Origin of the sequence: Alkalibacillus almallahensis, assembly GCF_011761495.1 — a bacterium.
GTDB lineage: Bacteria > Bacillota > Bacilli > Bacillales > Alkalibacillaceae > Alkalibacillus > Alkalibacillus almallahensis.
Genome location: NZ_JAASRU010000019.1, coordinates 1 through 20,980 on the forward strand (window position 1 = coordinate 1; position 20,980 = coordinate 20,980).

Genomic DNA, 20,980 nt, shown 5'->3' on the forward strand with positions numbered 1-20,980 from the left:
GACTTTCTCGACAGCCTGAAAAAATCGTGGAAGACATCAAAATTGATGTCTTCCACGATTTTTCATTTCAATCACTGGGTTTTGTCCCAGCCTCTTTTACATTTTAATCACAATATCTTTCGTCAATCGTCGGTTAATCCAAGCAAGTAATAGAATTAATCCAACTGCAATAGCTGTGACGATCGGTAAGGAAAGGTCACTAGGCTCAGAGGCTAACCCAAAGAAGACGTATTTTTCATCGTCCCATAAAGCTTCTGTCATCATCCCAACGTAAATGGCGACACCGATAAAGACGAGGCCGATCATCCAATTGTAACGATAAAAGCCAATGGTAATAAACCAACCGAACATAAAGTGGATCATGAGCGTTAAGATGTATTCAAAGCTGATTATGGCAGCACTTCCAAGTGATAAAGTAGCGACATCAATGGTTAGTGGTACCCACGGAATGATGAGCATTTCGAGTAAATTTAATAGAATGAAAGCGATGGGTAACGTCAAAGCTAACCCAATACCCGACATCAATGTTCCAAAATAGTACTCCCATCTGGTGATGCCATTTTGACCGAAATAGCTGAGGAAGACGAAAACGGACATCAACCCGATTATGAGCATAAATACCGTTGAAGCTTCAGCCATGAATTCCAATAATGTCATTTCGGCGATTTCATTTAGTTGATCATCCACTCGGTCTGCGACTACAAGTAATACGCCCCGCACGAGCACGCCACCAATGATGATAAACCACAGCGCCCACTTCAGTTGTTCGACATATTGACCGCCTGCGACCATCCATTTTCTATCGGTTGTTTGCATGACTGTCCACCTCTTTCGTTAAATGTATAAATAGATCTTGTAAAGCTGGTTGTTGCGTTTCAAGGCCGAGCTCACGTGCCTTTTGCTGTAATGAGTCTGCTTGTTCCGTTAAGATTAGAGCTGATTTTGTTTGGCCGAGCGTTTCTTCGTTTAAGACTTGATAACCTGTCGTGAAATCATCAACTTGTTCTGCAGCCCCCGTGATCTGAACGGCTCCCGACATTAACGATTCATAGTCATCTGCTAGTAACATTTCGCCGTTTTGAATCATCACGACTTCATCGAATAAATGATCCATTTCTGAGACGAGATGCGTGGATAAAATGAAAATTCTTGGATGCTCCGTTTGCTCGTTTAAAATTTCCCGGTAAAATAAATCGCGCGTGGGGGCGTCCATCCCTAAATAAGACTCATCAAAAATCGTAATCGGGCAACGGCTCGCTAAGCCAACTGTCACGTTAAAGGCTGATTGCATTCCGGTTGATAGTTTTTGAAGCGGTTTTTTCAGTGGTAAGTTAAATCGATTAACGAGCTCCATTGCGTAATCATAATCAAAATTCGGCCGGAAAAATGGGATATCTTTGAGTAGACTTTCAACTTTTTCTGTTTCTTCTTTGTAATCCTTATCATAGGAAAAACAAATTTGCTGCATGGCATTTGGATTTTCAAAAATCGTTTCATTATTTAATGTGATTTGTCCATTAGTAACGGGCCTGAAAGCAGCTAATAGTGATAATAATGACGTTTTCCCAGCGCCGTTTCGGCCTAATAATCCGTATATTTTTCCATCTTCTAAGTCTAGATTAATATTTTTTAAAATCGAGTCATTCTTAATCTCGAGTGATACATCATTGAATTGTACGTGGTTAGACATTATTGTCCCCTCCTTTTGGTGTCTTGAATGATTTGTGTAAGTTCTTCTTCTGACATGTTTAATTTCTCAGCTTCTGCTAATAAATCGCGGACGTAGCGCTCAACGAATGATGCCTTGCGCTGCTCGATTAATTTGGCTTTGGCCCCCTCTGCAACAAACATCCCAACACCTCGCTTTTTGTATAAAATGCCTTCTTCGACTAGCTGATTAATCCCTTTAGAAACGGTTAAATGATTAACTTTATAAAAATTGACTAACTGATTCGTTGAAGGAGCTTGCTCGCCTTCAGGTAATTGATCGTTTAATATTTGGTCTTCGATGATTTCGCGGATCTGTTGAAAAATGGGACGATCATCTCGAAAGGATCCCGTCATTTGGCTGTCACCACCTTTATTTTTGTGCGGTTTGGGTTATGGTTATATAGTTATGTATATAAGTATATGTGATGAATTTGGAAATTGCAAGTTGATTTTTAAAATTGATGACTGTTTGATAGTAATCGTCTTTTTATTAGAAGTTTACGTTACAATTTTTTTAGTTCATTATTGGTAGGAAGAGAGGGGGACTACACAACGATAGACTTCTGACTGATTCTAAGTCTGTATAAAGCTTTTGTGCTAAATTGTTTTAATGAAAAACTTTAAATCTTTATGGCTTTGAGATTTTTTCTGTATAATCGTATTTAAGTGCAATTCCTTCAATAAAGAGTAATTTCATTTACAGCTTCAAGTAGTAGATTTAGAAACGTTGTGTAAGAGATGCCTAATACAAATAGTACTGAAATTTTTAAATTCATGTATTATTAATTTAGTAAATGAGTAATCTAGTTCCACTATGAACTTACAATGCAGAATGGGGGGTGCGTTTATGGGGGTGTTTTTAGAAGTTGTTTTACCGATCATTAGTGTATTTATTATAGGTTATTTGTTACAAAAATGGCGGAAGCTTGATGTAAAATCAGTATCGGCTGTTACTATTTATCTCTTTATTCCGTTTCTTGTTTTTGATGCGTTTTATTATGAAGAATTCAGCAATGATTTTGGGATTATTATCATTAGTTGTTTCGTATTGTTATTTGCCACCATCGCACTTATTAAATTTCTTAAATTGCTTTTTAAGTGGGATCGTATGGAAGAAAGCGGGATAATTTTATCTTCATCTTTCATGAATGCGGGAAATTATGGTGCGCCGATTATTATGTTTGCACTTAATGAAGAGGCATTTAATTACGCCATTATTTTTATGGCGATTCAAACGATCATTATGAATGTGTTTGGTGTCTATTATGCATCGCGTGGTGGTTATGAGGTCCGTTATGCGATTTTTGCGGTATTTAAGATGCCTGCCACTTATGCTATATTGCTCGGAATCAGTTTGAATTTATTAGATGTTAACTTACATACACGTGTTCTGGACATGGTAGACTTCATGTCAGCTGTTGCTTTACCTCTTATGATGGTTGTCTTAGGTATGCAACTTGCGAATATTTCGTTTGAAAAGTTTGAAGCCGGGAAGGTAATGGCTGGTACAATCGTGAAGCTTATTGTGATGCCGATTATGGCTTGGGGATTAGTAACATTGCTCCCTGTTTCGGATTTATTAGGAAAGGTTATTATATTACAGTCAGCTATGCCTGCCGCTGCCACAACTACTATGTTTGCACTTGAATTCAAAGCAAAGCCAGACTTGGTATCGAGTGTCACATTGGTCACGACCGTTTTAAGTGTTGTAACGATTTCAATTTTATTAGTTATTTTAGTATAACTGACGTGTTTAACCTTTTAACGATACAAATGAATTTTGAACAGTGTTATGTGAAGTATGTTTGGCTCTGGGGCGAATCGAAAATAATAAGTAGAAATTTAGACTAAAAAAGGTAACAGGTTGTGAATTTCTCAACCTGTTACCTTAGGTCAACATAAATTTTATACAAACATATTGGCAACTAATAAACCAACAAGCGCTGTTAACCAAGCTAGTGTAGTAGGTATGGACCATGTAATAATTTGTTCTTTAACGTTTCTAATACCTAGCATACGGTTGACGATCCAGAAGAAACTGTCGTTGAAGTAAGAGAATACTAGTGAACCTGATGTGGCTGCAATCGCTGCTAATCCTAAATTAACATCTAATCCTGTTAAAATAGGGGCTGTAATTGATGCAGCTGTAATCATGGCAACTGTACCACTACCTTGCGCGATTCGAACTAAACTAGATACGATAAACGGTAGTAGAATTAACGGAATGGATAAATCTACTATTTGTTCAGCGATATAATCACCAGCACCACTTTCTTGTAAAACAGTACCTAAGGCACCGCCACCACCAGTAACTAATAAGATGATTCCAGATTGTTTAATGCCTTCTTCCATCTTGTCTAATGATTCTTGTTTAGAAAGATGACGAGTTAAGACTAGGATTCCGTAAATAAGACCAAGTCCAACTGCTATAACTGGTGAACCTAAGAATAATAGGTAATCATAAATGCCGCCAGTTCGTTCTAAGGCTGAGATAATCGTATTAGCGAAAATTAGCACAATTGGAATTAAAATCGGCATACTTGAATGAAAGAGTGATGGTAAATTTTTCTGTTCGACCATTTCATAATATTCTTCTAAATTCTGTGGTTGTTCAGGACGAATCCAGTCAAGGCCTTCCTCATCTGGCAATTGATAGATTCGTTTGCCTAACCACTTTGCATAAAAAACGCCAACCATAATGATAGGTACTGAGAATAGTAGACCCCAAAGGATCATGATTCCAACATCAACACCGAAAATGCCTGCAACACCTAATGGACCAGGTGTAGGAGGGACTAAGGAGTGTGTTGTGACAAGTCCGATTGCAAGTGCGACACCAATGGCAAGAACTGATTTGCCAGTATTTCTGGAAACCGCTTTCACGATTGATGTAAGAATAACGAAGGCTGAATCAACAAAGATTGGAATCGAGACAATGTAACCTGTTAGGGCCATTGCCCATTCTTCGTTTCGCTTACCAACCATTCGGATAAATGTGTAAGCTAGCCGCTCAGAAGCGCCAGCAACTTCTAAAATACGTCCGAGCATGACCCCGAAACCGATTACAATACCAATGCTTCCTAACGTACCACCGAAGCCGCTTGTAATTGCATCAGCAACAGCTGGAGGTGCCATACCTCCAACTAGACCAACAATTGCTGCTGCAATAATAAGGGCAGGGAACGTGTGAATTCTTGTTTTAACAACTAAAAATACTAGAAAGGCAACACCAATGATGAGCCCTAATACTGATTGTGCTCCCAAAATCATTCTCCCCTTTGCTTATTATTGATTATTGAAATAAGGTGTATATTTTGCACAAGCTAGAATTGCTTCTACCATGCTGACTTCACTTGCAATATTCTGTCCAGCAATGTCATAAGCTGTGCCATGGTCCACAGAAGTTCTTAAGAATGGCAAGCCATTCGTAATTGATACTGTCCGTTCAAAATCAGTCATCTTTGCTGCAATATGACCTTGATCGTGATAGAGAGATAAGACAGCATCATATTTACCGTGTAATGCTTGATGGAACACTGAGTCAGCTGGAACTGGACCAGCTACATTTAAGCCATCATTTTTAGCTCGTTCGATTCCTGGTGTTAGCTCTTTGCCTTCTTCATCACCAAATAATCCATTTTCTCCTGCGTGAGGATTTAATCCCGCAACTGCAACGGATGGATTCTCGATTCCTAGTAAGTTTAAGGCGCTGTTGCAACGATGAAGATAGGAATAAACACGTTCTTCGGTCATTTGACCAATCGCGTCTTTCAACGATAAGTGACGTGTTAAGAAGAAAATTCTAAGTCCTAATACTTCAAACATTGTCATTGGGTCTTCGCTGTTAGTATAAGCTGATAGCATTGCTGTGTGGTCGATGTGTGGGACTTCACCAGCTTGTAGAGATTCTTTATTAATAGGTGTTGTCGCCATAGAATCTGCTTCTCCGTTTTGGATTAATTCAATTGTGTATTTAATATAATCATGTGATGCTCGACCACTCATGCCATTGACTTTTCCAAACTCGAATTGATCCATGTCGATGTTGTCGATATGAATTAAATCGATCGCTCCGTAGTCGTAATTAGCCTCGTGTACTGCTTGGATTGTGTTGATGGATAAATCTACGTTCGTAATCTTAATAGCTTGTTCCATGATCTGTTGGTTTCCAACGACAATTGGTTTTGATAAACTGTAGATTTCTTGCTTATCTAATGATTTCGCAACAATTTCAGGTCCGATGCCTGAAGGATCTCCCATTGGAATTAAAATAATTGGTTTAGTTTGCATTGTTGATAACTCCTTTTGAATTGATAGTTTGTAAGTATTTAATAGATTCGACAATCGCTTTCTTATCGCCAATTAACCCGCCTTTTGTCACTATGGAAGTGTTAGCTAGTTCTCCTCCAATAAGCTTTCCATATGAAGCAAGGGGAAGGACTTCACCTTCTAGTTTGATGCCTTCTGCTTTAGCAATGTGACAAATAGATGCTGTTAGGTCACCACCACTAAAGTAAAAGCCTCCTAGTCTATAAGGTTGGTTGGCCAAATCATAAGTGATAGCAGCTAACCCGTCTGTTATTTGTTTGGCCAGTTTTTCTTTTGAGACTTTTTCGGTTGTTGCTAATTTATTCAAATCTAATACCGTCTGGCTTGGTTCGTTGGTCGTAATTAGGATAAAGTTCTCTTGGGCAATTCTATCTTTTGCAACGTCGATCGCTCGATTAACTTCTTCCTGCCATGAATCAGTGAAACTAGCTAATTTTGCTGGGTCAACATATACGGGTTTAGCATCGTATTTGCCTGTAAAATATTGAATTTGATTTTGAGTAACGGGCGTTACGCTACCGATTGTTAAAATGTACTTATTCTCTTCTTGTTGTTGATGGAGGACCTCGTTCGCAAAGGCAGACGTGAAAGGACCAGGATCAACTGTTAATACGGGATTGTTCAATTGAGCGCTGGCTTGAGCTACGTTTTCTATCTCTTCATCAGTAACCGCATCAATCGTAATGATTTTGAAACCTTGGTCTGCCTTTGATTGAATGGCCTGTTTAATAGATTGATTACCTTTTAGAACATCGCATAATTCGATCGTAGCGACATCATACATGGATTGTACTTCGACTAGCTCGTTGACTTTTGATGTATGAATAGGTTTTACAGGATCTTGAGCGACTTCCGTTTCTTCTAAAGGCACGCCGTTAACAAGGAGATATCCACCAACAGATACACGTTCTGACTTAGGATAAGAAGGTACGACGATGGCAACGGTTTCATGATCTAAATAGTCGAGCATAGCATCAATTTCAGCCCCTAAGTTCCCTCTAAGCGTTGAATCAATGCGTTTACTATAAAGAGTGGGGGATAAATTTGTGTCCTCGATTGTCTCCATAATGGATTTTACTTTTTCGTTGGCGACTATACTTTCGTCGTAACGACTATCTGTATCGAAGCACAGAGCATCATATTGATCGTTGGGCAACGTTTGATTACTAACAACTGTTGCCGTACTTAAACCAATTTGGTCTAATTTAACTCCAGTTGCGTTAGCCCCTGTTAAATCATCAGCTATTACTACTAACTCCATTATTCATCATTCCTTTTGGCTATTCGCGATGTGTAAATCGGTTAAAGAAGATAATTTTTCATTTGTGAAGTGATCGATGCCTTCGTCTGTAATGACACCAGTAATATAATTGAGTGAGCTTACGTGTGCAAATGCTCGCTTGTTGAACTTGCTATGGTCGATTAACGTCCACACTTTTAAAGCAGATTCAATCATCAATTGTTTCTGTTGAGCTTTTTCAAGTGTTGGTACCGAGATGCCTTTGTCTAAGTCCAAAGCATTCGCACCTAAAAATAGTAAGTCAACATCGATACTTCGGTAGAAATCCATTACTTGATTGCCGATTAAAGTTCCAACTTTTGATTGAATATTTCCTCCTGTCAGAATCACCTCAGAATTAGAATCTAGTAATTCATGTGCGATTTTCACATCATTTGTCACAATGGTAAGGTCATCACGATACTTAATCAGTTTTGCTAATTCTAAAGTGGTGGTACCTGAGTCTAAAATGATCTTGGCATTAGGAAATACAAACTTCATCGCGTATTGTGCAATGTCTCGTTTTTCATCTATATATTTCGTTTCTTTAACAGTCAGAGGATCCTCTAATGTTAATGAAGTTGAGACAGCACCTCCATGAGTTCTGACGAGCTTGCCTTCGTCTTCGAGAGCTGCTAAGTCACGTCTGACCGTCATTGATGAAACAGAGAATTGTGATACTAGCTCATCAATGGTTATTTTTCCATTCGTTTTAATGAGCTCATAAATCATATTCTGTCTTTCCAATTGCAACATAGTTAAAGGTCCTTTCTGTTTAAAACAAACATTTATATGTTTATTTACGTTTGATTATAATCGGAAATGTTAGCGATTTCAATAGAAAATTAAAATTTTGATGAATATTCGGTTTTTGTGTTTATTCGTGTTCATTTTTGTTCGATAGCAAAATTTATTTATCATAAAATTATTCGTTAAATTATGTCAGTATTTCGGTTATAATGTAAATTAGAGTATTGAGTGAGAAAAGGAGCGATTCAAGTGAACTGGCAAGATCAGTATCAGCGATGGAAAAACGATCAAGATTTAGAACCTCAGTTAAAAGAAACATTACATAATATGAATGAAAATGAAATAGAAGCGGCTTTCAGTGGTACGCTTGAATTCGGAACAGGTGGCATGCGCGGTGTGCTTGGGCCTGGGACGAATCGGATGAATGTCTATACGGTGCGTAAGGCAGCCAAAGGTTTAGCGCTTTATCTAATAGAACAAGGGTTGGCAGACCGTGGCGTGGCTGTTGCGTATGATTCGCGCTATCAGTCACGCGAGTTTGCGGTTGAAACGGCGAAAGTCCTTGGCGTGCATGGGATTAAAACATATGTCTTTACGGGTGTTCGCCCGACACCAACGCTATCGTTTGCGGTTCGGCAGTTAGAAGCAGGGGCAGGTGTGATGATCACGGCGAGTCACAATCCACCTGAATATAACGGCTACAAAGTGTATAACGAACAAGGTGCGCAGTTGCCACCAGCTCAAGCTGATCAAATGATTGATCAAGTGAATAGTGTAGCCGATGAACTCGCTATTGCAGTGAAAGATCAAACAGAGATCGAGGCAGAAGGATTGTTAAATTGGATTGATGAGGCAGTGGACGAGGCTTATTTGCGTGAGCTTCAGTCGATTACTTATCGTGGTGACGTGAAGCGGGATTTATCGATTGTTTTCACGCCATTACATGGTACGGCGCATAATTTGGTGACGCGAAGTCTGGCTCAGGCTGGATTTGACCATGTTTTTGCTGTAGGGGAACAAGTTGAGGAAGATCCAGAATTTTCAACAGTGAAGTCGCCGAATCCTGAAGAACATCAAGCGTTTGAATATGCGATTGCAAAAGGTAAGGATGTTGACGCAGATGTGTTAGTCGCGACAGATCCTGATGCAGACCGGCTAGGTGTGGCCGCGAAGAAAGCGGATGGCGAGTATCATGTGTTAACGGGTAACCAGCTCGGAGCACTTATGCTGGATTATAAATTAGCGAATATGGATGAAGTGCCTGGAAATGGCGTGATGATCAATACGATTGTGACGTCTCAGTTAGGCAAGGCCGTTGCAGATCACTATAATGTGACGACGGAGCATACGTTAACAGGATTTAAGTTTATCGCTGAGAAAATTGAAGACTATAATCAGTCTGGTGAGCATGAGTTTGTCTTCGGTTATGAGGAAAGCTATGGTTATTTAGTGGAGGATTTTGCTCGTGATAAAGACGCGATTCAGTCGACGTTATTGGCGTGTGAGATGGCGGCTTATTACCGTGAGCAGGACATGACGTTATTTGATGCCTTGGAACAATTATTTGAGCGTCATGGTTATTATGTTGAAGACTTGCATTCGTTGAAATTGGAAGGAACAGATGGACCTGAGCAAATTAATGCGATTATGGAAGATTTCCGTATTAATCCAGTTGAAGGTGCGATTGCCGTTGAGGATTATTTAACTGGGAAACGCACGTATTTAGAATCAGGCGAGTCAGTTGAGTTGGATCTGCCAGCTTCAAATGTGGTGAAATTTTGGCTCGATGATGATACATGGTGCTGCCTTCGTCCGTCCGGAACCGAGCCGAAAATGAAGTTTTATTTTGCGGTGAAAGGTGCGACACGCGAAGCTGCAGATGAGCGATTGAAGCAGCTGAAGGATCGTGTTTTAGAACGCCTTTAATCAAGATTGTTTAATAATTTGACTCGATTGTTAGACAATTCTTATTAATCGTTAGATAACCTCATTAGATTGTTAAATACTTCTCTAAGATTGTTAAACAATCCTAGGTGATTACCTAACAATCAGAGGATTTTGTGAAATAACTTTCTTATAGGTATAAGGAAAGCCATCGCGCTGAGACGCGATGGCTTTTCATTATTTCTTGATGAAGATTTTGTAGACGCCGATTGTTAAGAGCGGCAGCATGAAGACGGCAATCATGGCATAGGCCATCGCAGTGTAGCCAGTTGCGATTAAATCGATGATGCCGACTTGTGCTAGGACAAGAGCTAATACAAGGGCGCCAACTGCGATTATTCCTTTTTGAACTTGGCTTAAAGCTTTATTCGAGACTTCTTGTAGTTGCGTGTCGACACGGTCAACAAAAGCATGAATCATACCTGAGGACGTTTCGACTAATGTCCAGCCCACGACGACGCCGAATAAAATAACGACGATCACTGGAAATCCGTCTAGCATCACGAGCCAAGGGACGGATGCGTCAAACACGTCTGAATCAGGATAATGGCCGAGTAAGCTGAAGTAGATTAAGAACCATGGCACAGTCATGAGAACACCTGCAACAAGGCCAGCGACGACTGATTCTTTGCGTGATGTTTGGCGTTCGATCGAGAATAACGTCGCTGGGTAAACAGCTAAATTATAGCCGACGTAAAGAAGCCCTGTCCAGATCACGGTACCAACAGCGATATCACTTCCCGCAAAGCTTGTGTCGCCCGCTTGAAGGGTCGCGACAGCTTCATCCCAAGTAGTTGAAATGACGAGAATCGCAAATAATAAGTACCCGAGCATTAAAGAGAGTGTACCGAATGTTTTGAATCGTTCGATGACGCCTTTTCCGTAAAAGTTTAAAGCGCCAACGATGACAATAATGAAGCCGACTCCGACCCAGTAGTTCAAGTTGAGCGTGTTTTGCAAAATTTCACCTGTCGCAGAGGCCATAATCGAGATGATTAAAATTGCTAAGAAAATATAGACGATATCAAATAGGAACCATAATGGTCCGATGAGTTCTTTTAGAAAATGGCGGTAGTTGTACGTTTTGAACTTCCTGGCGAACTCGAATGTTAAAATTGATGCGATCGTAAATCCGAGGAAAATTGCAATGCCTGCCATCCACCCCATCGAACCGAATGCAGCACCGAATTCAACGATTTCTCGTCCGGTCGCAAATCCGCCGCCGATTAAGACGGATTGTAAGATGATACCGGGTAAAATGAAACGACCGAACTTGCCTTCTAATAACTTTTGCATGGTAACCCTCCTAAGTTTGTAAAGAAAATTCCTCTTGTTCGATGGTGAATTTCTCAAGTGCTAAAACGTCGATGTCGAAGCCAATGCCTGGCTTGCTTGGCGCGTGAATAACACCATTTTGAACGGTGACTTCAGGTGAAATAATGTCTTGATGCCAATATAAACTGGATGCCGCTGTGTCACCTGGTAATGTGAAATTGGGCAAGGTAGTTAGAGCGATATTATGCGCGCGTCCCACGCCAGCTTCAAGCATGCCACCACACCAGACGTCGATGCCGTGTTCCATACAATAATCGTGAATCCGTTTCGCTTCATTTAAACCGCCGACGCGACCGATTTTAATATTTATAATTCGGCAACTACCGAGTTCAATTGCTTTCCGTGTGTCTTCGAGTGAATGGATGCTTTCATCTAAGCAAACGGGCGTGTTGATCGCTTTTTGCAAGGTTGCATGATCGATAATATCGTCGTGCGCGAGTGGTTGCTCGATCATTGTTAAATTTAAGTCGTCCAATTGTTTTAACGTGTCGATTTGATCGAGCGTATAGGCTGAATTAGCATCCGCCATCATGTCGATATCGGGAAATTCTTCGCGCACACGTGATAAAGGCGCGATGTCCCAACCAGGTTTGATTTTAATTTTAATGCGTTTGTAGCCTTGTTCGACGCTTTTGCGGACGGTTTCAACGAGATCTTCGATGGATGGTTTAATCCCGATGCTGACACCGACATCAATGGTTTGTGCTTGCCCGCCGAGCGCCGTCGCGAGTGGCATGTTTTGTTGCTTGGCGAATAAATCCCAAACGGCGCCTTCCACAGCCGCTTTCGCCATTAAGTTTCGGCGGAACGGTTGGAATAGTTCATCGACATCAGCTGGGTGTTTAATCGTCGCATCTTGTAAGGCAGGAATGAGGAAGTCTTTGATGATGTGACGATTGGTTTCAACGGTTTCTTCGTTATACCACGGACTCGTGAAGGCGACGGATTCGCCATAACCGACATGACCTTGTTCATCTTCTGCTTCGATGATATAAAACTGTTTATCGTTGAAAGTCCCGAAACTCGTCGTGAACGGGTTAATAAGTGCCATATTCAATTTGCGTAAGCGGATCTTTTTAATCGGAATCATGAGTGGTTCACTCCTTTGTAAAATAATAATAGGTCAGTTGGTTTGCTTGATCTGGAACAGCAGCTCGCGCTTCATAACCGTTTTTGAAAAGCGTTTCGAACGCTTGTCTTGTCGCATGTCGCCATTGTTTTGCGAGATCTAAATCATCGGTTTTGATTTGGTGAAAATCGCGTGGAATCGGAATGGTGAATGCTTCTTTTTTGTTGTCGAAACGGTCAAGTCGTGCTTTTGGTTGATTATTTTGGACGTCAACGAGTGCTGGTAAATTGCTGATGTTAGGCTGTGCCAAAGGTTCGTCATCGTTAAAATGCCATTCAATCATGATCCGGTCCGTTTCGAGTCCTTGATTAAGACGATCATTCATCGCGCCGTAATGATTGACTTTGTAATGAGCGCCGCGTGCGCCGAGTTTCGTTAAGTTTAAGTAGGCGTTCATGCTTTGAAGCGGGTCGAATGTCCATGTCATCATGTCGTAACCCATGTCTGAGGCGTGACGTGCTTGTTCGTACTTCATTTCTTCGCCAAGTCCTGCTTGTTGATAATCGGGTAAAATACCGAGCATATGTGAGCAGAGATAAGTCTTCTCACCCTTAAATCCAGGGAAGCCGTAGCTGAAGGCAATGATTTGGTCGCCGTCGAATGCGCCTAAAATTAGACCGCCATGATTAGCTGTTGTGTATAGTTGATGAACGGGAATTGGGCTCATTTGCCAAACGGCTTCTTCGACTTGTTGCATCAATGGCATTTCGTCGATGGTGGTTAACCGTCTAATTTCGTACGTGCTCATCACGCATCATCTCCTTGAGCTAAAGTCTGTTGAATCGTCGCTGTCAAAATATCAACTGCTTTCGGAATCGCGTCAAAATTAAACGTCATATCAGGATGGTGTAGACCAGGCGCCAAATCACAACCAATCGCGAGCATCGTCGCTTTCACGTTCGGGAGTTTAAGGGTATAAAAATGGAAATCGTCGCCGCCAGTGGTCGTGATTGGGTCGCGTTTGCTGTCAGGATCAACTGTTTGGATGCCCTCTGCAAGTAAAGCAGTCGCTTCTTCGTTGTAAACCGCAGCAGCCATGTGTGCGCCCGTCTCAAGGTCAATTTTGATATCATGATAGGAAGCTAGATGATCGGCAATACGCTCGACTTGTGTTGATAGTTGATCCATCATGTCATTCGTTTGTGCGCGCAAATCAATCGCAAAATGCGCTTTCCCTGGAATAATATTCGTGTTTTTGCCGCCTGCATGAAGCTCGGTCATTTTCATCGAATGGGGAATCATCGGGTCGACATGTGTATGGCGCATATGGTGAATGATATCTGAAGCCACTTCTATTGCGTTCGTTCCTAGATGTGGGCGAGCTCCGTGCGTATCTGCTGACGTAATCGTTCCTTTAATGAATTTAGCTGAACCGTGCTTAATCGCAGGGGCGAACTCACCACTTTTGAGTTCCTGAACAGGTCGTAAATGCATACCAAATAAATAATCGAGATCATCCGCGACCCCTTTTTCGACCATGGCAAGAGCTCCGTTTCCTTTTTCTTCAGCTGGTTGGAAAATGAAGCGAACCGTGCCGTTCAAATCGGTTTCCACTAATTTTTGAAAAACGCCAATCACCGTTGTCATATGGGCATCATGGCCGCATGAATGATTCGCTTGCTCTTGACCGTTCACCTCTTGCCAAAGCGCGTCGATATCAGCACGAATGCCGACGATGGGTTTGCCACTACCAATCTCGACGACTGCACCTGGCATGTCATCGAATGTTTGAATGGTGGGATTATACGGTTTGAGCTGGTCGATGATGTATTGTGTAGTGTTGTATTCTTCCCAACTAATTTCCGCGTTGTTGTGTAAATGCGTCCAAATGTATTTAAGTGATTGTGACAATTTGCATGCCTCCTATTTATAAAAGAAATCGTTTAATTGAACACTTTCGAATTTTTGTGTGCGTTCTTGAAATGTTTCACCTTGTTTAAGAGATAAATCGGTTAAAACACCATTTAAGAAAGAAAACGTAACAGGTGCTGCATCTAATGTTGAGCGGACAGGTAGTTGAATCGGAATTAAGACGTCCGCATATTGGCTAATCGGTGCCACCTCACTATCTGTTACCGCGAGGACGTGCATGCCCTGTTTTTTCGCTTCTTGAGCTAAGTGAAGCGTTGACTTGGCATAACGATGGAATGAAAACACAACGAGTACAGTGTTGGGCTTCATATCAGTCACGATCGATATAAAATCGCTATGTTGTTGATCATACAACTGGGCTTTACCCGTTACTAAATTTAAGCCAAACGTAAACCAATGAGCCAAACTAGCTGAAGTTCGAGTCCCTGCAACATAAATTTGATTGGCATGTTCTAATTGATTGACAAAAGATGCGACGATTGATGCAGGTAATTGATTACGGATCAGATTGATATGCTCTTGATCACGCCACATCGTGTCATGAACGAGATTGCGAGATTGTTCCACGGTCGGCTTACCATAAGTGAAGGAAGATAAACTTTTTTCATTTTCGAAAATCTCCTCTTGGACGGCCTGCTGAAAGTCCTTGAATCCTTTAAAACCCAGTTCTTGAGCAAATCTGATGATGGTTGATTCACTAACGTCGATTAATTCGCCCAGTTTTTCAGCCGAGTGCATCGCGAACGCTTGTGGTTGGCGTTGATAATAGTCGACTACATATTGCAGTTTCTTAGATAATGATTGCGTGTTCAGACGTTCAATCATAGCTATGTCTAATCTCCTTTATAGGTTTTGCAGGAAAAGCTTTAATTTTGTTTGTGTTGCAGGAAAAATATTAATTTTTAACTTATCATAGTTTTGGAATTTTCTCAATATTTAGATTGGAATTATTGTGCTTGCTTAATAATATGATTTTTTTGACGTTGTTATGGTGGTATGAGCGATTATCCTTTTGATGAGAGCGGGTCGCCGATAAATTTTAGATATCGGCGACTTACTTATTGATAGTTTAATGCCAAGGTGATGGGTCGCTGATAAAATCTTGATATCAGCGATTTACCTTGTGACAGCCTGGTTGTAGGAGGGTGAGTCGTCGATAAAAACTCAGTATCAGCGCCTCACGAATTTTATCGACGAGTTTGAAAATATAACGACGACTTTTGGATTATATCGGCGCCATTTCAATTTTATCGGCGCGCGCCGATATATAACGGCGCGCGCCGAAACTACAGATATATCAGCGACCTAAAACGCGGTATTCATACAAGGAATTTCAAAAGTAGCTCCATTAATAAATAAAGCCACCCTACATGAGCAGGGTGGCTAAAATAATGAGTTAAGTTGATAGGTTCTACCTTTTTTCTCCCCGTTTGCTTCGAGTCCTCGGAGTAGTCGTTTCATCGTGGAGGCAGATTCAACATTTAGAAAAGCTCTAGCTTGGTTATTATTAATTTCCAATTGATTGTAAATGATTGCATAATCTCTTAATCCTGGTATGTGCGCTAATTGATCTTTTGAGTAGCAGGACGGACAACGCCAATTGCCGAAAATTCGATCCATCATAAAATTTCCACAAGCAGTGCACCATACACCTTTTTTAACGTCATTATCAGAAATTTGGTAATCCTCAATCACATCACTAGGTTTTGGTGTGTGGCATTCTTTAAGTGTTTGTGCCATTTTTCGAGATTCATGATGAGAGATAACAGGTGACGAATGCTCACTCAATAATTGGTGAATATAACCGGGTAATCTTTGGCTAGTCAAAATATCATTGGATTCGTGTGCAAAATTGAGGATAGATTTTGAATGAGTGAAGGTAACACAAGTGAAAATAGGAAGTTGATCGAGTTGTCGTTGATTAAGGAAATGGTAAAGTTGATGTCTTTGGATATTGGCTTGGATGAGGGGGTTAGGGTAAACTTCGGTGCGTCCGTCGACTTCTTGAAGAAGTTGCTTAGCTTCATTAAATGAGAGAGAGCCTTTTAAATGTTTCGCTTCAATGATGAGTACAAAACTTCTTGTAATTAACAAAGTATCAATTTGGAAGTAACTATCAATTCCTCGTGACCGAAATCCAAATAGCAGAAAGCAATCATCTAATTTTAATAGATTAAGATAATAATGAAGTGACCTTTCGCCAAAATAACCAGCGCGAACTTTTCCCAGTTGATTCTGTAAAGCATATGATGTCTGATCCTGTTTAGTGTAACGAGGGACGATACACTCTAATTGACTAACTTCTTGAGGCTTTTGATGAGGAAGGATGATCATGGACGTAGCTCCTTTTGATAGGTGTGGAACTTTATTATATCAGGAACGTTTGTTCTGGTCAATTAATATAAGGTTAGTCGCCGATAATTGATTGTTATCGGCGATTTACGTTATTTGAAGTCCTATAAGGTCGCTGATAAATCATAGATATCAGCGCCTCTTGGTACCTGCCTAGTAGAGGTCGAACAAGTCGCTGATAAAATTACGATTTCAGCATTTCACCTTCTGATGACGTATATATAGGAGGTTAGGTCGCTGAAAAAAACTCGATATCAGCGCCTCAGGAAATTTATCGACGCGATTAGAAAAATAACGGCGACTTCGGAAATATAACGGCGCCATCGTAATTATATCGGCACTCGCTGATATATAACAGCGCGCGCCGAAAACAAATAAATATCGGCGACCTGATTAGAGAAAAGAGTAACCATTCAGATCCATAAATCAACAAAATTCAACAAATTTTCTGTCAAATTATAGACAGCGGTTTCAAATTCATCTATAATGCGATTAACGGAAAATGTCCGTAATGGTTCCGAAATTAACTTAAAAGGTGTGAATCTATATATGGCACAGTTTGAAGACATCATGACGGATGTGGTGGAGTTTCGGCGCGACTTGCATCGTGAGCCGGAATTGAGCGGTGAGGAGTATAACACGTCGAAAAAGATTCAACAGAAATTAGATGAATATGGAATTCGATATAAAACGGGTTTTGCGGAGACGGGTGTGCTCGGCATAATCGAAGGCGCGAAGCCTGGTAAGACAGTTGGTTTGCGTGCGGATATTGATGCGCTTCCGATCCATGAGAAAGCGGATGAAGATTTTAAATCGGAAGTAGACGGTAAGATGCATGCGTGTGGGCATGACGCGCACACGGCGATGCTGTTAGGGACAGCGCGCAACTTACAGGCTCGAAAAGATGAAATCGAGGGCACTGTATTATTGATTTTCCAACCAGCTGAAGAGAATTCCCCGACGGGTGGTTCGCAGCAAATGATGGATGATGGTGTGTTTGATGAGATCGAACCGGATGTCTTAGTGGCGCAGCATGTTTGGCCAGGGCTTCCAGTCGGACAGTTCGGTGTTATATCAGGACCGATGATGGGGAATTCCGATCGGTTTAAAATCACAATTAATGGATCTGGCGGTCACGCGTCGATGCCGCATGACACGGTTGATGCGATCGTGGCGGCGAATCAGGTGATTAATTCGGTGCAAACGATTGTGAGTCGTAATGCGAACCCGTTTGATCCAGCCGTGATTACGTTTGGCAAGATTGAAGGTGGCTATCGTTATAATGTGATTGCTGATGAGGTCACGCTTGAAGGCACGATTCGCACTCAGTCGAACGATATGAAGGATAAAGTGAAGCGACGTTTTCATGAAGTTGTGAATGGGGTTACGGAGTCGATGGGTGCTACGGCTGACATCGAATATTTAGATGGCTATCCGGCAACGATTAATTCGCCGAAATGGGCTGAGCGTGTACGCGAAACTGTGGTGAATCAATATGGAGAAGAAGCTGCACCTCCAGTCACCCCAAGTTTAGGTGGCGAAGATTTTGGTCGTTTTCTATTAAACTATCCAGGTGTTTATTACTGGCTTGGAACGTCAATCGGCGAAGGCCAGAAGCCGTTACATGATCCTAATTTTCGCTTGAATGAAGATGGCTTAAGCTATGGTGTGAACATGATGACACGAGTAGCGATTGACGTGTTAAATGATTTAAAGGAGGCGTGATGAGATGGATGTGAATCAATTTACAGAATCACTCACGACCTATTTGCAGGAAAAAAGGCGACTATTTCATCAAACGCCTGAGCTTGGGTTTACGGAATATGTCACGAGTTTTCGAGTGATGGAAGAACTTGAAGCGCTAGGCTTTACAACGTATATAGGGACAGATGCCCTTGTACCAGATGAGCGTTATGGTGTGCCGTCTCAAGAGGAAATAGATGAAGCGGAGGATCGAGCACGTGAGTATGATGTTCCGGAAAGTTTTCTTAAGCAAGTAAAAGGTGGTCTAACAGGTGTGGTCGCAACTTTAGACACTAATCGTCCAGGCCCTCATACCGCGATGCGTTTTGATATTGATGCCTTACCAATCCTTGAAAGTGACGAACAAAATCATCTACCAACGCGTGAAGGTTTTCGATCAAAGCAGGAAGGTCGCATGCATGCCTGTGGTCATGATGGGCATACGACGATTGGATTAGGTGTCGCTCGATATCTACATGACTATCAAAATGAATTAAATGGACGCTATACATTATTGTTCCAGCCTGCTGAAGAAGGTGGGCGCGGTGCAAAGTCGATGGTGGCTAAAGGTTGGCTTGATGATGTTGATTACTTTTTAAGTGGTCATTTAGGAATTGGCGATCAAGCGGCAGGCCATGTGGCGATGACGTCGAGTCGTTTTCTCGCGAGTGCCAAATTCGATGTTCATTATCAAGGCAAATCGGCGCATTCAGGTGTCGAGCCGAATGCAGGAAAGAATGCGTTACTTGCAGCTGCTTCTGCCAGTTTAAATTTAAACGCGATTCCGCGCCATAAAGATGGGGCAACGCGTGTGAATGTAGGCCGGCTGGACGCAGGTAGTGGACGCAATGTGATTGCAGATGAAGCGCGTATGGAAATGGAGATTCGCGGTGAAACGACGGAGCTTAATCAATATATGATGGAACAAGCGAAGCGGATTTTGCAGGCGAGTGGTGATATGTACGACGTGAATACGACGATTGATTTCATGGGTGAAGCGTTAAATGGCGTTTGCGATCAAGAATGGTTGACGATTTTGCCAGAAGCAAATGAGAGTAACCCGTTTATCACAAACTTCCTCGACACGATTGAGCTAGGGGCGTCTGAAGATGTGACCTTCATGATGAATCGTGTGCAAGAAAATGGTGGTAAAGCGACGTTCATGATTTTCCCGAGTTCGATTCCAAATGGGCACCATCATCCAGGTTTTGATTTTGATGAATACTCATTAAAAACTGCCGTATCAACATTTGCGAACACGATTCAGTATTTAAACAAGCAGGAGACGATGTAAATGAAGCAGTGGTTGAAAGAGACTTTAGACGATTTAAATTTAGTTGACGATATGGCATCAGCTCAAGGTTTTACACGATTGAGCTATACAGCCGAAGAAGATGAATCGATTGCCGTTTTTAAAGGGAAAGCGGAATCATTAGGATTATCGATTCGTGAAGACGAAGCGGGGAATGTGACGGCGCGTTGGGAAGGATCGGATTCAAGCTTGCCAGCAGTTGCATCTGGCTCGCATTTAGACACAGTCGTCAATGGCGGTGGCTATGACGGGGTGGCTGGTGTGTTAACAGCTCTCGGTGCAATTAAACAATTGAAAGATGAAGGTTTCACACCTGAACACTCATTAGAAGTGATTGTCTTTCGGTCAGAAGAATCAGCGCGATTCGGCGTTTCAACAGTCGGCAGTAAAGGGATGACGGGTTTATTGGATGATTCGATTGGTGATGTTCCAGATTTTGAAAACGTTTCCATCAAAGAAGCCGTTCAGTCTTGCGGTTATAACTGGTCTGATTTTTCCAAAGCTGAGCGTGATCAAAATGCATTCAAGTCATTCGTAGAACTGCATATTGAGCAGGGGACACAAATTGAAGAAAACAGTTATGACGTTGGCGTCGTTAATGGAATTGCGACTCCGATTCGCCTTAAAGTTAAGGCACAAGGGAAAGCGGGACATACGGGGACAACGCCGATGGATAAGCGAAATGATGCCTTTGTTGCAATAGCTCCTCTCGTTCCTTATGTCCAGGCGTTTACGAAGCAATTGAACGAAGAACAGAAAACCCCAGTAGTCGCCACTGTTAGCACGGTTGATTTGAGTCCTAATGTGATGAACGTGATTCCGGACACAGTTGAAATTGGCATCGATATTAGAAGTGTGGATGACGATTTGAAAAAACGAGTCGCTGATGCTATTCGTAGCTATGTGGCAAAACTTGAAGAAACATCGACAACTCAATTCGAGATTGAAGAACTCGTTAATAACTCATCGATTTTGTTGGATCAAGACTTAAGGCAGTCACTCGTTCAATTAGGGAAAGATCTAGATTTGCAGCCACTTGTCATGGATAGTGGCGCGGGGCATGACGTCATGAATATGAGCACGAAATGGCCCTCAGGCTTGCTTTTTATTCCATGTCGGGATGGTTTAAGTCATCACCCAGATGAATATGCCACGCTAGACGATTTGGAAAAGGGCGTGCAGATGTTAACAGCATACTATAAGAATTTGAGTCAAAGTGAGTAGG

General features: G+C 41.6%; 18 protein-coding genes. 5 read left to right on the forward strand and 13 right to left on the reverse strand.

Translation table 11 applies throughout. The annotated features are described in order from the left end of the window. Positions 1-96: 96 nt before the first annotated feature. Genes FHR85_RS13170 through FHR85_RS13180 form a run of 3 tightly spaced genes read right to left on the reverse strand, consistent with a single transcriptional unit; the run spans position 97 to position 2,064 of the window. Entirely contained in the window at positions 97-816 is a 720-nt protein-coding gene (locus tag FHR85_RS13170; RefSeq protein WP_167264033.1) for a hypothetical protein, read from the reverse strand. After that, positions 800-1,690: an ATP-binding cassette domain-containing protein gene (locus tag FHR85_RS13175; protein WP_167264035.1), complete on the reverse strand. Its 891-nt coding sequence runs from the start codon at positions 1,688-1,690 to the stop codon at positions 800-802. Before FHR85_RS13175 ends, FHR85_RS13170 begins: the two co-directional genes overlap by 17 nt. After that, positions 1,690-2,064: a GntR family transcriptional regulator gene (locus FHR85_RS13180; RefSeq protein ID WP_167264037.1), complete on the reverse strand. Its 375-nt coding sequence runs from the start codon at positions 2,062-2,064 to the stop codon at positions 1,690-1,692. Before FHR85_RS13180 ends, FHR85_RS13175 begins: the two co-directional genes overlap by 1 nt. 493 nt (positions 2,065-2,557) lie before the next feature. On the opposite strand from FHR85_RS13180, the gene FHR85_RS13185 reads away from it, so the two are divergent. Next, the gene (locus FHR85_RS13185; protein ID WP_167264039.1) at positions 2,558-3,454 is read left to right on the forward strand and encodes an AEC family transporter; all 897 of its coding nucleotides are present in this window, start codon (positions 2,558-2,560) and stop codon (positions 3,452-3,454) included. Between the two features lie 161 nt (positions 3,455-3,615). Here the strand turns inward: FHR85_RS13185 and FHR85_RS13190 are convergent, their stop codons facing one another. From FHR85_RS13190 to FHR85_RS13205, 4 genes are read right to left on the reverse strand one after another with little or no spacing between them, the layout of a single operon-like run. Further along, positions 3,616-4,980 (reverse strand): GntP family permease, encoded by a 1,365-nt coding sequence (locus FHR85_RS13190; RefSeq protein WP_167264041.1) that lies wholly within the window; start codon positions 4,978-4,980, stop codon positions 3,616-3,618. A gap of 15 nt (positions 4,981-4,995) precedes the next feature. After that, on the reverse strand, positions 4,996-6,000 hold the full coding sequence (pdxA, locus tag FHR85_RS13195) for a 4-hydroxythreonine-4-phosphate dehydrogenase PdxA (protein ID WP_167264043.1): 1,005 nt from the start codon (positions 5,998-6,000) through the stop codon (positions 4,996-4,998). Beyond that, positions 5,990-7,300: a four-carbon acid sugar kinase family protein gene (locus tag FHR85_RS13200; RefSeq protein ID WP_167264045.1), complete on the reverse strand. Its 1,311-nt coding sequence runs from the start codon at positions 7,298-7,300 to the stop codon at positions 5,990-5,992. The genes pdxA and FHR85_RS13200 overlap by 11 nt, the downstream gene beginning before the upstream one ends. A gap of 6 nt (positions 7,301-7,306) precedes the next feature. Then, a complete protein-coding gene (locus FHR85_RS13205) occupies positions 7,307-8,074 on the reverse strand; it encodes a DeoR/GlpR family DNA-binding transcription regulator (RefSeq protein ID WP_167264048.1) in 768 nt (255 codons plus the stop codon). Positions 8,075-8,317: 243 nt separating this feature from the next. Here FHR85_RS13205 and FHR85_RS13210 point away from each other — a divergent pair, with 243 nt between their 5' ends. Continuing rightward, complete coding sequence (locus tag FHR85_RS13210; protein WP_167264050.1) at positions 8,318-9,994, forward strand: phosphohexomutase domain-containing protein; 1,677 nt, start codon at positions 8,318-8,320, stop codon at positions 9,992-9,994. Positions 9,995-10,189: 195 nt separating this feature from the next. Here the strand turns inward: FHR85_RS13210 and FHR85_RS13215 are convergent, their stop codons facing one another. From FHR85_RS13215 to FHR85_RS13240, 6 genes are all read right to left on the reverse strand, one after another. Further along, positions 10,190-11,308: a YkvI family membrane protein gene (locus tag FHR85_RS13215; protein WP_167264052.1), complete on the reverse strand. Its 1,119-nt coding sequence runs from the start codon at positions 11,306-11,308 to the stop codon at positions 10,190-10,192. Positions 11,309-11,318: 10 nt separating this feature from the next. Further along, the gene (gene menC / locus FHR85_RS13220; RefSeq protein WP_167264054.1) at positions 11,319-12,437 is read right to left on the reverse strand and encodes an o-succinylbenzoate synthase; all 1,119 of its coding nucleotides are present in this window, start codon (positions 12,435-12,437) and stop codon (positions 11,319-11,321) included. Between the two features lie 7 nt (positions 12,438-12,444). Continuing rightward, positions 12,445-13,224: a GNAT family N-acetyltransferase gene (locus FHR85_RS13225; protein ID WP_167264056.1), complete on the reverse strand. Its 780-nt coding sequence runs from the start codon at positions 13,222-13,224 to the stop codon at positions 12,445-12,447. Further along, a complete protein-coding gene (locus FHR85_RS13230; RefSeq protein ID WP_167264058.1) occupies positions 13,224-14,327 on the reverse strand; it encodes an amidohydrolase in 1,104 nt (367 codons plus the stop codon). The genes FHR85_RS13225 and FHR85_RS13230 overlap by 1 nt, the downstream gene beginning before the upstream one ends. A gap of 12 nt (positions 14,328-14,339) precedes the next feature. Further along, a complete protein-coding gene (locus FHR85_RS13235) occupies positions 14,340-15,173 on the reverse strand; it encodes a MurR/RpiR family transcriptional regulator (protein ID WP_167264061.1) in 834 nt (277 codons plus the stop codon). 558 nt (positions 15,174-15,731) lie between these two features. Further along, entirely contained in the window at positions 15,732-16,682 is a 951-nt protein-coding gene (locus tag FHR85_RS13240; protein ID WP_167264063.1) for a nuclease-related domain-containing protein, read from the reverse strand. 567 nt (positions 16,683-17,249) lie between these two features. Between FHR85_RS13240 and FHR85_RS13245 the strand changes: the two genes are divergently transcribed. The 3 genes from FHR85_RS13245 to FHR85_RS13255 are packed head-to-tail and all read left to right on the forward strand — an operon-like array spanning position 17,250 to position 20,979. Further along, positions 17,250-18,425 (forward strand): M20 metallopeptidase family protein, encoded by a 1,176-nt coding sequence (locus FHR85_RS13245; protein ID WP_167264065.1) that lies wholly within the window; start codon positions 17,250-17,252, stop codon positions 18,423-18,425. A gap of 4 nt (positions 18,426-18,429) precedes the next feature. Beyond that, on the forward strand, positions 18,430-19,737 hold the full coding sequence (locus tag FHR85_RS13250) for an amidohydrolase (RefSeq protein ID WP_167264067.1): 1,308 nt from the start codon (positions 18,430-18,432) through the stop codon (positions 19,735-19,737). Further along, positions 19,738-20,979 (forward strand): M20 family metallo-hydrolase, encoded by a 1,242-nt coding sequence (locus FHR85_RS13255; protein WP_167264069.1) that lies wholly within the window; start codon positions 19,738-19,740, stop codon positions 20,977-20,979. The last annotated feature ends 1 nt before the right edge of the window (position 20,980 follow it).